The organism is Rhodococcus sp. IEGM 1305 (genome assembly GCF_030058635.1).
GTDB classification, from domain to species: Bacteria; Actinomycetota; Actinomycetes; order Mycobacteriales; family Mycobacteriaceae; genus Rhodococcus_F; species Rhodococcus_F opacus_D.
The window spans coordinates 9,699-22,060 of record NZ_JASHKX010000039.1; the positions used below are offsets into that span (position 1 = coordinate 9,699).

Consider the following 12,362-nt stretch of genomic DNA (forward strand, 5'->3'; position numbering starts at 1 on the left):
AACACACGCGCCCCAATAGTCCGATTTGCCGCGATTGCGAGTCCGAATAACCGACCCAGTAGGATGTACCCCGTAGCCCAGTTCGCTAGCTAAGCGAACGGTCTACACGACTCGGTTCGTTTCGTTCCGACACCCCGCCGCCCGCTGACCCCCGACGGAGTGCCTTTTGCTTGCTGTTCTGCTCGCCCATGCCGTTGCCGCCGTTCTGGCTCCGCTTGTGGTGCGCAAGTTCGGCCGCAACGGTTTCTACCCTCTCTCCCTCGTCCCGCTGGCGTCGCTCGGTTGGGTGATCGCGAACTGGGGCACGGAGCAGACTGTGTCCATCGTGTGGGCTCCGGGCCTGTCGATGGACCTCGACTTCTGGTTCGATCCGCTGGCCGCGATCATGTCGGTGCTGGTGCTGGGCATCGGCACGCTGATCCTGGTCTACTGTGCGCGTTACTTCACCGACGACGAACCTCGTCTCGGCATCTTCGCCGCCGAGATGGTGGCCTTCGCCGGCGCCATGTTCGGCCTCGTCGCCAGCGACAACATGTTGCTGCTGTACATATTCTGGGAACTGACGACGGTCCTGTCGTTCCTGCTGGTCGGGCATTACGCCGAACGCGCGTCGAGTCGCCGGGCGGCAACGCAGGCGCTGCTCGTCACCACCGCGGGTGGTCTGGCCATGCTGGTCGGCATCATCATCCTCGGCCAGGTGAGCGGCACGTACAACCTGTCCGAACTGATCGAGGTCGCACCTCGCGGCTGGCTCGCCGGTGTCGCCGTCGTGCTGGTCCTCATCGGCGCGCTGTCGAAGTCCGCGATCGTGCCGCTGCACTTCTGGCTGCCCGGAGCGATGGCCGCCCCGACCCCGGTCAGCGGCTATCTGCACGCCGCGGCCATGGTGAAGGCCGGCATCTTTCTCGTGGCCAGACTGTCGCCCGGTTTCGCCGACTCGGCGCCCTGGCGGTTCACGATCATCACGCTCGGCCTGCTGACGATGGTCCTCGCCGGGTGGCGGGCGATGCGCGCCTTCGACCTCAAACTGGTGCTCGCGTTCGGCACCGTCAGCCAGCTCGGTTTCATGATGGTGCTGGTCGGCCTCGGCACCCGCGACGCCGCGCTCGCCGGCATGACGATGGTGGTCGCGCACGCGATGTTCAAGGCCGCGCTGTTCATGGTGGTCGGCATCATCGACCACACGACGGGCACCCGCGACATCCGCAAGCTCGCGCACCTCGGCGACCGTGCGCCCGCGCTCGCGGTCGTCGCCGCACTGGCCGCGGCGAGCATGGCCGGGCTTCCCCCGTTCCTCGGGTTCGTCGGCAAGGAAGCCGCATTCGACTCCCTGCTGAGCACGACCGTCCTGGCCGACCCGGCACGGATCGTCACCGTCGGCGTCGTGGTGTTCGGTTCGATCCTGACGCTCGCCTACAGCGTGCGCTTCATGTGGGGAGCCTTCGGTCGCAAGCGGCTCGCGCGGCCGAGCCCGGCCGTGCAGGGCATGCACGCACCCGGACCGTTGTTCCTCGGCGCGCCCGCCGTTCTCTCGGTACTGAGCCTGGCGGCGGGACTCGCGGCGTCGCAGCTCGAGAAGCTGCTGACGCCGTACTCGCAGACCCTGCCCGCCGAGGGCGTCTCCGACTACCACCTCGCGCTGTGGCACGGCATGAACACCGCGCTGGCGCTCACCCTGCTGGTGTTCGCCGTCGGCACCGCGCTCTTCGTGGCGCAGCGCTGGGTCAACCGGTTGCGGTTCGAGCATCCTCCGCTCGGCAACGCCGACCGCATCTACGACGCGACGCTGCGCGGCATGGACGCGCTGTCGATGCGGCTGACCGGCGCCACCCAGCGCGGTTCGCTGCCGCTGACCCAGGCGACCATCCTCGGCACCCTCGTGGTGGTGCCGCTGGTCCTGCTCGTCGTCGGCACGAATACGGGCGCCGACGTCCGGTTGTGGGATTCGCCGGTGCAGTTCGTGATCGGGCTGATGATGGTCGCGGCCGCGCTCGCCGCCACGGTGATGCGCAACCGTCTGGCCAGCGTGATCCTCGTCGGTCTCAGCGGTTACGGCTGCGGTGTGCTGTTCGCCCTCCACGGTGCCCCCGACCTCGCACTCACCCAGTTCCTGGTGGAGACGCTGACGCTCGTCATCTTCGTGCTCGTGTTCCGGAAGCTGCCCGCCGAGGTCGACGAGCGCCGGGCCATCGGATTCAAGATTCCGCGGGCACTGCTGGCGGTCGCGGTCGGTGCCACCATCACCACGATCGGCGCGTACGCCATCAATGCCCGGAACTCGGTGCCGATCTACGAGCGACTCCCCGACGCGGCGTACTACCTCGGCAACGGCAAGAACGTCGTCAACGTCCTGCTCGTCGACATCCGTGCCTGGGACACGCTCGGTGAGATCTCGGTGCTGCTGGTGGCGGCCACGGGTGTCGCGAGCCTGGTGTTCCGCAACCGCCGCTTCGGCAGCGCCCCCCGGGTGTCCGACGCTCCCGCGGTCACGGCCGATTCGTCGGCGTCGCATTCCGAGACCACGTGGCTACTCGGCGGCGACCTCATCGATCCGAAACACCGGTCCCTGGTCCTCGAGGTGACGACCCGGCTGATCTTCCCGACCATCATGGTGTTGTCGGTCTATTTCTTCTTCGCCGGTCACAACGCGCCCGGCGGCGGGTTCGCCGGCGGCCTCACGGCCGGTCTCGCGCTGGTCCTGCGGTACCTCGCCGGCGGACGGTACGAACTCGGCGAAACTGTCCCGATCGACGCGGGCAAGATCCTGGGCCTCGGGCTCACGCTTGCCGCGGGCACCGCGCTGGCGTCGCTGTTCCTCGGCGCCCCGGCGCTCTCCTCCGCGGTGTTCGAGGTGACGCTGCCGCTGGTCGGCCACGTCAAGATGGTCACCGCCCTGTTCTTCGACCTGGGTGTGTATCTCATCGTGGTCGGTCTCGTACTCGACGTGCTCCGCAGTCTCGGGGCGCGTCTCGACGCACAGATCGAGGTGAACCAGCGGTGAGCGCGAACATCGGATTTCTCGTCATCATCGGCGTCCTGGTGTCGGCCGGCGTCTACCTGCTCATCGAACGCAGCATCACCCGCATGCTGCTGGGACTGCTGCTGTTCGGCAACGGCATCAATCTCCTGATCCTCACGTCCGGCGGTACGGACGGCAATCCGCCCATTGTCGGCCGCGAGTCCATTCACGAGTCGATGGCCGACCCGCTGGCTCAGGCGATGATCCTGACGGCGATCGTCATCACGATGGGCATCGCCGGCTTCGTGCTCGCGCTCGCGTACCGGTCGTTCAAGATCACCACGCAGGACGCCGTCGAGAACGACCCCGAGGACACCAAGGTCCTGCGGCGCCGGTCGCCCGCCGAGGCACCCGACCGCGACCGCTCCGACGACCCGGTCACCGGCGAGCCGAGTTTCAGCGGCGACGCATTCGACAAGGACGGAAACCCCATTCCCCTGGAAGAGCTGAAGAACCTCGAAGACCTCGAATGCTACGAAGACCTGCACGAGGGTGACTTCGACGACGAAGAGGACTCCGACAAGGCCGGGATCGGGGAGAAGTCGTGACCATTTCCCCGCACATGATCACGGCCCTCGCGCCGCTGCCTGTCCTCGTCCCGATGCTCGCCGCCGCGGCCACGCTGGTGCTCGGCCGTCGTCCGCGGGCCCAGCGGATCATCACGCTCGTCGCGTTGATCGGCGTCCTCGTCGTGTCCGGACTGCTGCTGTTCCTGGCCGACCGCGACGGGACGACGGCCATTCAGGTGGGTGGCTGGGATTCGCCGATCGGCATCACGCTGGTGGTCGACCGGCTGTCCGCGATGATGCTGGTGGTCTCGTCGATCGTGTTGCTCGCCGTCATGGCGTACGCCGTGGGTCAGGGTATCCGCGACGGCAGTGAGGACCAGCCCGTCTCGATCTTCCTGCCGACGTATCTGGCGCTGACGGCGGGCATCTCCAACGCGTTCCTGGCGGGCGACCTGTTCAATCTGTACGTCGGCTTCGAGGTGCTCCTCGCCGCCAGCTTCGTGCTGCTGACGCTCGGTGCGAGCGCCGACCGCGTCCGTGCGGGTGTGTCGTACGTGATGGTGTCGATGGTGTCGTCGCTGATCTTCCTGGCGGGTATTGCGTTCGCCTACGCGGCCACCGGAACCCTCAACCTCGCCGACATGGCCACCCGCCTCGACGGCATCCCGTCTGGCACGCGCACCGCCATCTTCGGTGTGCTGCTCGTGGCGTTCGGCATCAAGGCGGCGGTGTTCCCGCTGTCGACGTGGCTGCCCGACTCCTACCCCACCGCGCCCGCCCCGGTCACCGCCGTGTTCGCCGGCCTCCTCACCAAGGTGGGTGTGTACGCGATCATCCGCGCGCACACGTTGCTCTTCCCGGAGGGCGAACTCGACAACGTGCTGATGGTGTGCGGCCTCCTGACGATGCTCGTCGGCATCCTCGGTGCGATCGCGCAGAGCGACATCAAACGACTACTGTCCTTCACCCTGGTCAGCCACATCGGGTACATGGTGTTCGGTGTCGCGCTGTCCACCCAGTCGGGGCTGTCGGGCGCCATCTACTACGTGGCCCACCACATTCTGGTGCAGACCACACTGTTCCTGGTGGTCGGTCTGATCGAACGCCAGGCCGGGTCGTCGTCGTTGCGACGTCTGGGCGGGCTCGCCGCGGCGAGCCCCGTCCTGGCCATCGTGTTCCTCGTCCCGGCCCTCAACCTCGGCGGCATTCCCCCGTTCTCCGGGTTCATCGGCAAGGTCGCGCTGCTGCAAGCCGGCTCGGCGGATGCGAGCGTGCTGGCGTGGATCCTCGTCGCGGGCGGCACCCTCACCAGCCTCCTCACGCTGTACGTCGTCGCCCGCGTGTGGACCAAGGCGTTCTGGCGGGCCCGCGCCGACGCCCCCGAGGGTGACCTCGCGGACGTCAGCCCGTCGGCGCTGCTCGACGAGTCCGAGGCCGACATCTCGTTCGACGACCGCGCCGACGTGGGCCGTATCCCCGCGATGATGCTCATCCCCACCGTCGCCCTCGTCGCCGTGGGGCTGGCGATGACGGTGTTCGCCGGCCAGATCATCCAGATCAGCGATCGCGCGGCGAGCGATCTGCAGAACCGGTCCATCTACATCGACGCCGTCCTCGGCGGGCACCCCGGCGGCGAAGCGCAGGAGGCACCGCGATGAAACGCGAGAGACTTCTCCAGTTCGGCGCGCTGCTGTGGCTGATGGCGGTGTGGATCCTGTTGTGGGGCAACGTCAGCTGGGGCAACATTCTCGGCGGGCTCGCCGTCGGTGCGCTCATCATGGTGCTCATGCCGCTGCCGCGGGTGCCCGTGGAGGGCCGGGTGCACGTCCTGCCGCTGCTCCGGCTGGCGATGATGTTCGTGTACTACTCGCTCCAGTCGAGCCTCCAGATCGCGTACCTCGCGCTCCGGCCCGGGCCGCCGCCCGTCACCGGGGTCCTGCGCTACCAGCTGGGGATCAAGTCGGACCTCGTCCTGACGCTGTGCATCGACGTCCTGAACCTCATTCCGGGCACCATGGTTCTCGAGATCGACCAGGTGCGGCGGATCGTCTACGTGCACGTCCTGGACATGGGCTCGCAGAAGGCGGTCAGCCAGTTCTACCGCACGGTCGCGCAGTTGGAACGATTGTTCATCGAGGCGTTCGAACGCGACTCCGACTGGAAACCGAGCCCCTGGCACAACCGCGACCTGCAGTACGACGACCCCACTCAGGAGGGCAGCTCATGACAGTCGTCTCGGTCATATCCGGAATCATCCTGGTCGTCGCCGGGGTCCTGACGACGTTCCGGCTGCTCGACGGGCCCAACTCGCTGGACCGCCTCGTCGCTCTCGACACCCTGATCGCGCTCGCCATGTGCGGGCTCGCCGTGTGGGCCGCGTACACCGGCGACACGACGATCGTGCCCGCCATCGTCGCGTTGTCGCTGGTGGGGTTCATCGGTTCGGTGTCGGTGGCCCGGTTCCGGGTGAGTGACAAGTCGTGACCACCGTGCTGAACGTCATCGGGGCCACGCTCATGCTGTGCGGCTCCCTGCTCGCACTGACGGCCGCCATCGCCATCGTGCGATTCCCGGACACCCTGCGCCGCATGCACGCCGCCACCAAACCGCAGGTGGTCGGTCTCATCATGGTTCTCGCGGGCGCTGTCCTCGAACTGCGTGGCAACGTCGACATCTGGATGCTGATCCTCGTCGGCATCTTCACCCTGTTCACCGCGCCGGTCATCGCGCACAGCGTCGGACGGGTGGCGTACCGGGAGCAGCGAGATCAGGACGGGCTGTTGATGATCAACGAGTTGGAGCCGCCAGAACATCAGTGACCGCTGCCTTCGCGCAACTTCCCCACCGCGCGAGTGCGGTGTCGGGCCGGGCGAAGAACGTCGCGTAGAACCCGAGGCTCATCGCGGCGAGGGCACCGAGGACGAGCGGTCCGGACACCTCGGGGAATCGGCCCATCGGCACCGCGAGGTAGCGGTAGCTGAGGAGCAGTCCGGCCAGCACCAGCGCGCCGCCTCCGACGAGACGGACCCGGAACCAGCCCCACCCCCGTTCGGGGTCGCGCAACGCGGATTCGATGGTGAGGCACAGAACGGCGCCGGCGACCAGGTCGACGCCGTAGTGGTAGCCGAACCCGAGGGTCGCCGTCAGCGTGCACACCAGCCAGAACGTGCCGCCGAGGCGCAGCCACCAGGCGCCCTGCCGGGAGTGGATGAACAGGGCGAGGGCCCACGCCGTGTGCAGGCTCGGCATGCAGTTGCGGGGGGTCGTCGAATCGAACGACATCGGTTCGGGCGCGAAGTCGGGTGTCGGGACGACGTTGGGCCAGTAGTCGCTGACCTGGAACCCCAGCCCTTCGGTGCCGAACGCGAAGATCGGTCCGACCACCGGGAACAGCACGTAGAACACGGGACCGATGAGACCGATCAGCAGGAACGTGCGCACCAGGTAGTGCGACGGCCAGCCGTTCCGCAGCTGGTAGACGGCCACCGCGATGGCCGCGACCGGCAGTTCGATGTAGACCCAGTGGAGGATGCCGTAGCCGACGGGTCCGAGGGCGTCGACGAACTGCCCCAGGTGCCACGACGGGCTGCCCAGCGCGTGGTCGGCCAGCTGGGCGTATTCGTCGAGGACCATCGGCCCGGCCATGATCGTGACCTGCAGCCAGGCGTCGCCGAATTTGGTCGCGAGAATCAGCAGCGCACCGAGGCCGACACCCTTGAGGGCGCTGCGCCGGTGGTCGCCGGTCCAGCGGACCGCCGCATACACGCCCACCCCGGTGAGTACCCAGGTCGCGCCGTTTCCGACGGTCAGCGGTCCACCGGACAGATAGCGCACCGCGGCGACCACGATATCGATGCCGGCCGCGGCGGCGAGTGCCACGACGCGCTGGCGATTGGTGAGCCCGACCATCGCCAGCGCGAGGCCGGCCCACGGGACCGACGCCGACTTGGGGGTCAGGACGTAGTCGTGGAAAAGGCTTTCGAGGGGACCCTGGAAACCCTGTATGGACGCGACCGATTGGACGACCACCAGCAGGATCGCCACCCCGAGCGCCCCGCCCGCCACGAACATGCGGGAACGATCGACGGACCCACCCGGCCGTACAACGGCAACATCGTCGATCGACACCCGCCAAGTGTAAACAACACGTGAACGGGAAGTGGACGAGTGTCCTGCCCGAGACCGTCTTTCAGGTCCCGAGCTCCTTTACCAACGCATCGACCACGGCCACAAGGTCACCGCCGGTCGCCTCCGCGACCTGACGTTGCCGCTGGTAGGACGCCCCGCGACGGGGAATCTCGGCGACGGCGGCCAATTCGTCCGCGCAGCCGAGTCGCACGGCGGTCGGGGCCAGCTTCTCGAGCAGGTCGTTCAGGTCGTCGGTGACGAGTCGCTCGTTGCTGTCCTCGTCGAGAATGATTTCGGCGTCGAGCCCGTACCGCGCGGCCCGCCACTTGTTCTCCTTAACGTGCCACGGCTGCAAGTTGGGCAGGTTCTCACCCGCCTCGAAACGCCGGTCCAGGTCGACGATCAGGCAGTGCACGAGCGCGACGAGGGAACTGAGTTCGGCGCGGGTGGAGATGCCGTCGAAGACGCGGACCTCGATGGTGCCCCACCGCGGCGCCGGCCGGATGTCCCAGTGCATCCCGCCGATCTTGGTGATCACCCCGGTCTTCATCTGGTCGCTGATGAAATCCTCGTACTGCCCCCAGTTCGCGAACTGGTACGGCAGTCCAGCGGTGGGAAGTTGCTGGAACATCAGCGCACGATTACTCGCGTACCCCGTGTTGACGCCGGCCCACATCGGTGAGGACGCCGACAGCGCGAGCAGATGCGGGTACCGCTGCAGCAGCGCGTTGAGGATCGGGAACACCTTCTGCGGCGAGGACACACCGACGTGGACGTGCACACCCCAGATGAGCATCTGACGGCCCCACCATTGGGTGCGTTCGATCAGCTCGTCGTAATCCGGTGTGCGCGTGACTAATTGGGTCGACCACTGTGCAAACGGGTGCGTTCCCGCGCAGATCAGATCCACGCCGAGCGGGTTCGCCGCCCGCCGCAACAGGTCGAGCGACTCGTCGAGGTCGTCCATCGCCTCACCGACGGTGGAGTGGATACCGGTGACGAGTTCGACGGTGTTGCGCAGCAACTCCTTGGTGATCCGCGGATCCTCGGGACCGGCGAGATTCGCCACCGCGTCGAATACCTCCGCGGCCGTGTTGGAGAGATCCCGCGTGACCCTGTCGACCAGCGCGATCTCCCACTCGACGCCCAGTGTCGGCCGCGGCGAACCGGGAAAAGGAACTACCACGGTTTCGATCCAACCACAGGCCGCAGTGCACGGCAGCGCACCGACATCCCGGCCGAAGCCGGGATGTCACGCGACTCAGCTGGCGCCGATGACACCGCAGGCCACCCGGGAACCTGCGTCCCCGGTGTTCAGGGTTTCCTGATCGGGGGCGGGTGCGTAACGGGTGGGGATGTTGGCGAAATTGTCGGAACCCGAATGGATCATGACGGCGGTGCCGCTGTCGCCGTTCTTCAGGTCCTCGACCGTGAAGGCGTCGGTGGTGGTGACCAATTCGGCCGTGCCGTCGGCCAGAACCTGCAGCGAGGTGAGGTCACCGCTCGCGGGGTGCCCCGAGTGGCCTTCGGCCTGGAAGTGCCCGCCGGCGGACAGGAAGTTTCCGGGCGCACCCCCGGTCGGTGCCACGGAGTTCGTCTCACACTTGCCGACGGAGTGCACGTGGAAACCGTGGAATCCGGGTGTCTGATCCTTGACGGAAACGGTGACCTCGACGTGGCTGCCTGCCTGCTTGAACGTGGCGGTGCCCACGTCTTCGCCCTCGGCGTTCTTCAGCGCCGCGCTGACCACGCCGCTCTCCGCGGCTTCACCGGAACCGCTCTCGGCATCGCCGGGAACGCCTGCGGCGCTGGGATCGGCGGCGCCGGTCCAGACGGGAGGAGTGGTGCCGGGAACGTCGGTCGGCTCCTCGTTGTTACTGCAGGCGGTCAGTCCGAGTGCTGCAATGGCCACCACCGGGGTGACAATGCGCCAGGACATCCGACGGGTAGAACTCGAGGCCATCAAACCGCTCCTTTGAGGTGGCGAAGAAGTGCATCTGATCATAACCGCGGCGACGGTGCACCGACCGTCCGGTCTACTGCGCGGAGGTGACGATGACGATCACACCGGCGGACGAATCGGCGATACCCGGGAACCGCGGCTGGGCCGACACCCCGAGCTGCGCGGCGATCTCCGTCGCCGCTTCCTTCTCGGCGGCGGAAGTGCCGTAGTACACCGTGGTTTCGGAGATGGTGCCGTCGCTGTAGTTGCCGGTTTCCGACACCGTCCACCCCGAGGACATCAGTTCGGTGGCCGTCTGGCTCGCGAGACCGGTGACGTTGCTGTTGTTGAGCACCCGCACCGGGACCGACGCCGCGGCGGCGGACTTCGAGGTGCTCGAGGCACCGGACGTGGTGCTCGCCGCGGACGTCGAGGTGGCGCCCGCCGCTCCGGCAGCCGTCGTCGGGCGCGCGGCGGGAGTGGTCGTGGCGGCCGCCGTGGTCGTGACGGTGGCGGCGGTCTCCTCCGAGTCCGAGCCTCCCAGGGAGGCGAACCCGAGACCCGCGAAGAGAATCGCGAGGGCGATCAGCACCATCGCGAGGGCACGTAACGGCGGGCCGGACGATTCGGGTTTCGGAGTACTCACGATGTCGACCTTAGCGACCGGGTGCTACGTGACGTCGAACCCGAGGCGACGGGCGGCGCGGGCCTTCTGCCTGCTCGCGCGCAGCCGTCGCAGCCGCTTCACGAGCATCGGGTCGGCCGCGAGTGCCTCCGGCCGGTCCACCAGTGCGTTGAGAACCTGGTAATACCGGGTGGCGGACATGTCGAACAGCTCTTTGATCGCTTCTTCCTTCGCGCCGGCGTACTTCCACCATTGGCGCTCGAAGGACAGGATGTCGTGCTCCCGACGCGAGAGGCCGTCGTCGCCGACGTCCTTGACCCCCGCCGAGTTGTCGCCGTCGATGCGCTCGGACTGGGTCCGACTACGCGCTGTTGCGCCGTCCATCTCACTCCTCGACTACTAGCTCTCGCTCGACCTCAGCGAAACCACGTTCCCCCGGCTCCTCGATCGCGTGGCCGACCGAGCAACGAATTACACCGCTGTACTTCAGCGACTATTCAACCACGACGAAGGCCGCGGGCAGTGCGAACGGCTCGGGCGCGCCGCACTATCCTTGACGACCATGGCCATCCTCCCCATCCGGATCGTGGGCGACCCGGTATTGCACGAACCGACCGAGGCAGTGTCCCAGTCACCTGCGGAACTCGCTGAGATCATCGCCGACATGTACGACACGATGGACGCCGCCAACGGCGTCGGGCTCGCCGCCAACCAGGTCGGCCTGCCGCTGCGGTTGTTCGTCTACGACTGCCCGGACGTCGACGGAGACGGCACGGCGCTGCGCCGCCGGGGTTGCGTCGTCAACCCGGTCCTCGAAACGTCGGAACGACCCGAGACCATGCCGGATCCGGACGACGACGTCGAGGGCTGCCTGTCGGTGCCGGGCGAGCAGTTCCCCACCGGGCGGGCCGAGTGGGCGAAGGTCACGGGCACCGACGCCGACGGCAACGCCGTCGAGATCGAGGGGCATGGCTTCTTCGCACGCATGCTCCAGCACGAGGTCGGTCACCTCGACGGCTTCCTCTACGTCGACATGCTGGTCGGCCGCAACGCGCGCGCCGCCAAGAAGACCATCAAGCGCGCCGGCTGGGGCGTTCCCGGCCTCAGCTGGGTGCCGGGAACGGTCGAAGACCCGTTCGGGCATGACGACTGACATTCCGCTCGGAAGCCGGGTGGTGCTGCGATACCAGCTGCCACCCGGCCACAGCCATCCGATGACCGACGTCATCGGGGTGCTGGAGTGCGTCGACCCGGTGGTGATCGTCCGCGCCGCGGACGGCTCGGTCGTCGAGGTGGATCCGGAGCGGGTGGTCGCGCTGAAGGCCGTCCCCGCACGACCGGTGCGCGCGAGCGAGATCCGATCCCTCGAACTGGCCTCCGCCGACGGCTGGCCGGGTGTCGAGCACACGTGGATCGACGGGTGGCTCGCCCGCTACGGTCACGGCTTCACCGGACGCGCCAACTCGGCGGCCCCGCTCGGCGACCGTGGGTCGGTCGGCAGCCTGGACGACGCCTCCCCCGGCGGCACGCTCGACCGTCTGCGCGAGTGGTACGCCGAGCGCGACCGCCCCTTGCGGTTGCTGATCCCCGACCGGCTGGGCGAGGTACCGCTCGGCTGGAACGTCAGCGACGAAGTGGTCGTCATGGCGGCGGACATCGACAACCTGGCACTGCCCGAGGGCCCCCGAACCACCACCGTCACCGATCACCCCGATCCGGACTGGCTCGCCCTCTACCGCTACCGCGGGTCCGCGCTCCCCGACTTCGCCGTCGACGTGCTGGACTCGGTCCGCGGCGGCACCCTCGGGTTCGGCCGGATCGGCGCCGCCGACTCGACGCTGCTGGCCGTCGCCCGCGGATCCGTCACGTCCGCGCCCGACGACCGCCGGTGGGTCGGGCTCACCGCGGTCGAGGTCGCGGAGGCCCACCGCCGCCACGGAATCGGCAGCCTCATCTGCGGCGACATGATCAACTGGGGACGCGAACACGGCGCGACCCACGCGTGTCTGCAGGTCGCCGTCGAGAACGAGGGCGCCCAGGCGATGTACCGCAACCTCGGCTTCGTGGCGCACCACCGGTACCGCTACGCCACCGAACCTGGCGGCTGACGACCTGTCGGAGAGTGCCGCTAGGGTGGCT

General features: G+C 67.9%; 13 protein-coding genes. 8 read left to right on the forward strand and 5 right to left on the reverse strand.

The genetic code is table 11. The features are described 5' to 3' along the window. Positions 1-166: 166 nt before the first annotated feature. From QM693_RS31505 to mnhG, 6 genes are read left to right on the forward strand one after another with little or no spacing between them, the layout of a single operon-like run. Positions 167-3,001: a Na+/H+ antiporter subunit A gene (locus tag QM693_RS31505; RefSeq protein WP_283354294.1), complete on the forward strand. Its 2,835-nt coding sequence runs from the start codon at positions 167-169 to the stop codon at positions 2,999-3,001. Then, the gene (locus QM693_RS31510; RefSeq protein WP_007301319.1) at positions 2,998-3,567 is read left to right on the forward strand and encodes a Na(+)/H(+) antiporter subunit C; all 570 of its coding nucleotides are present in this window, start codon (positions 2,998-3,000) and stop codon (positions 3,565-3,567) included. Before QM693_RS31505 ends, QM693_RS31510 begins: the two co-directional genes overlap by 4 nt. Further along, positions 3,564-5,186: a Na+/H+ antiporter subunit D gene (locus tag QM693_RS31515; protein WP_283336515.1), complete on the forward strand. Its 1,623-nt coding sequence runs from the start codon at positions 3,564-3,566 to the stop codon at positions 5,184-5,186. Before QM693_RS31510 ends, QM693_RS31515 begins: the two co-directional genes overlap by 4 nt. Beyond that, positions 5,183-5,755, forward strand: a complete 573-nt coding sequence (locus QM693_RS31520; protein WP_280779815.1) for a Na+/H+ antiporter subunit E — start codon at positions 5,183-5,185, stop codon at positions 5,753-5,755. The genes QM693_RS31515 and QM693_RS31520 overlap by 4 nt, the downstream gene beginning before the upstream one ends. Then, positions 5,752-6,012 (forward strand): monovalent cation/H+ antiporter complex subunit F, encoded by a 261-nt coding sequence (locus tag QM693_RS31525; protein WP_005251754.1) that lies wholly within the window; start codon positions 5,752-5,754, stop codon positions 6,010-6,012. The genes QM693_RS31520 and QM693_RS31525 overlap by 4 nt, the downstream gene beginning before the upstream one ends. After that, complete coding sequence (gene mnhG / locus QM693_RS31530) at positions 6,009-6,347, forward strand: monovalent cation/H(+) antiporter subunit G (protein ID WP_005251747.1); 339 nt, start codon at positions 6,009-6,011, stop codon at positions 6,345-6,347. Before QM693_RS31525 ends, mnhG begins: the two co-directional genes overlap by 4 nt. Here the strand turns inward: mnhG and QM693_RS31535 are convergent. The 5 genes from QM693_RS31535 to napA form a co-directional block, all read right to left on the reverse strand. After that, on the reverse strand, positions 6,316-7,599 hold the full coding sequence (locus tag QM693_RS31535) for a phosphatase PAP2 family protein (protein ID WP_283354311.1): 1,284 nt from the start codon (positions 7,597-7,599) through the stop codon (positions 6,316-6,318). The genes mnhG and QM693_RS31535 overlap by 32 nt on opposite strands. A gap of 118 nt (positions 7,600-7,717) precedes the next feature. Beyond that, on the reverse strand, positions 7,718-8,842 hold the full coding sequence (locus QM693_RS31540; RefSeq protein ID WP_007301315.1) for a glutamate--cysteine ligase: 1,125 nt from the start codon (positions 8,840-8,842) through the stop codon (positions 7,718-7,720). A 75-nt stretch (positions 8,843-8,917) separates the two neighbouring features. Continuing rightward, complete coding sequence (gene sodC, locus QM693_RS31545; protein ID WP_283354295.1) at positions 8,918-9,619, reverse strand: superoxide dismutase[Cu-Zn]; 702 nt, start codon at positions 9,617-9,619, stop codon at positions 8,918-8,920. 73 nt (positions 9,620-9,692) lie between these two features. Then, the gene (locus QM693_RS31550; protein ID WP_283336514.1) at positions 9,693-10,244 is read right to left on the reverse strand and encodes a LytR C-terminal domain-containing protein; all 552 of its coding nucleotides are present in this window, start codon (positions 10,242-10,244) and stop codon (positions 9,693-9,695) included. 24 nt (positions 10,245-10,268) lie between these two features. After that, complete coding sequence (gene napA, locus QM693_RS31555) at positions 10,269-10,607, reverse strand: nucleoid-associated protein NapA (protein ID WP_144287974.1); 339 nt, start codon at positions 10,605-10,607, stop codon at positions 10,269-10,271. A gap of 178 nt (positions 10,608-10,785) precedes the next feature. On the opposite strand from napA, the gene QM693_RS31560 reads away from it, so the two are divergent. Both QM693_RS31560 and QM693_RS31565 read left to right on the forward strand, forming a co-directional pair. Continuing rightward, complete coding sequence (locus tag QM693_RS31560; protein WP_280779812.1) at positions 10,786-11,376, forward strand: peptide deformylase; 591 nt, start codon at positions 10,786-10,788, stop codon at positions 11,374-11,376. After that, positions 11,366-12,331, forward strand: a complete 966-nt coding sequence (locus QM693_RS31565; RefSeq protein WP_283354296.1) for an N-acetylglutamate synthase, CG3035 family — start codon at positions 11,366-11,368, stop codon at positions 12,329-12,331. The genes QM693_RS31560 and QM693_RS31565 overlap by 11 nt, the downstream gene beginning before the upstream one ends. Positions 12,332-12,362 lie beyond the last annotated feature (31 nt).

Excerpts from the sequence above, each read along its gene's own strand:
- QM693_RS31520 (WP_280779815.1), top strand. The coding sequence starts at position 5,183 with ATGAAACGCGAGAGACTTCTCCAGTTCGGCGCGCTGCTGTGGCTGATG.
- QM693_RS31525 (WP_005251754.1), top strand. The coding sequence starts at position 5,752 with ATGACAGTCGTCTCGGTCATATCCGGAATCATCCTGGTCGTCGCCGGG.
- QM693_RS31535 (WP_283354311.1), bottom strand. The coding sequence starts at position 7,599 with ATGTTCGTGGCGGGCGGGGCGCTCGGGGTGGCGATCCTGCTGGTGGTC.
- sodC (WP_283354295.1), bottom strand. The coding sequence starts at position 9,619 with ATGGCCTCGAGTTCTACCCGTCGGATGTCCTGGCGCATTGTCACCCCG.
- napA (WP_144287974.1), bottom strand. The coding sequence starts at position 10,607 with ATGGACGGCGCAACAGCGCGTAGTCGGACCCAGTCCGAGCGCATCGAC.
- QM693_RS31560 (WP_280779812.1), top strand. The coding sequence starts at position 10,786 with ATGGCCATCCTCCCCATCCGGATCGTGGGCGACCCGGTATTGCACGAA.
- QM693_RS31565 (WP_283354296.1), top strand. The coding sequence starts at position 11,366 with ATGACGACTGACATTCCGCTCGGAAGCCGGGTGGTGCTGCGATACCAG.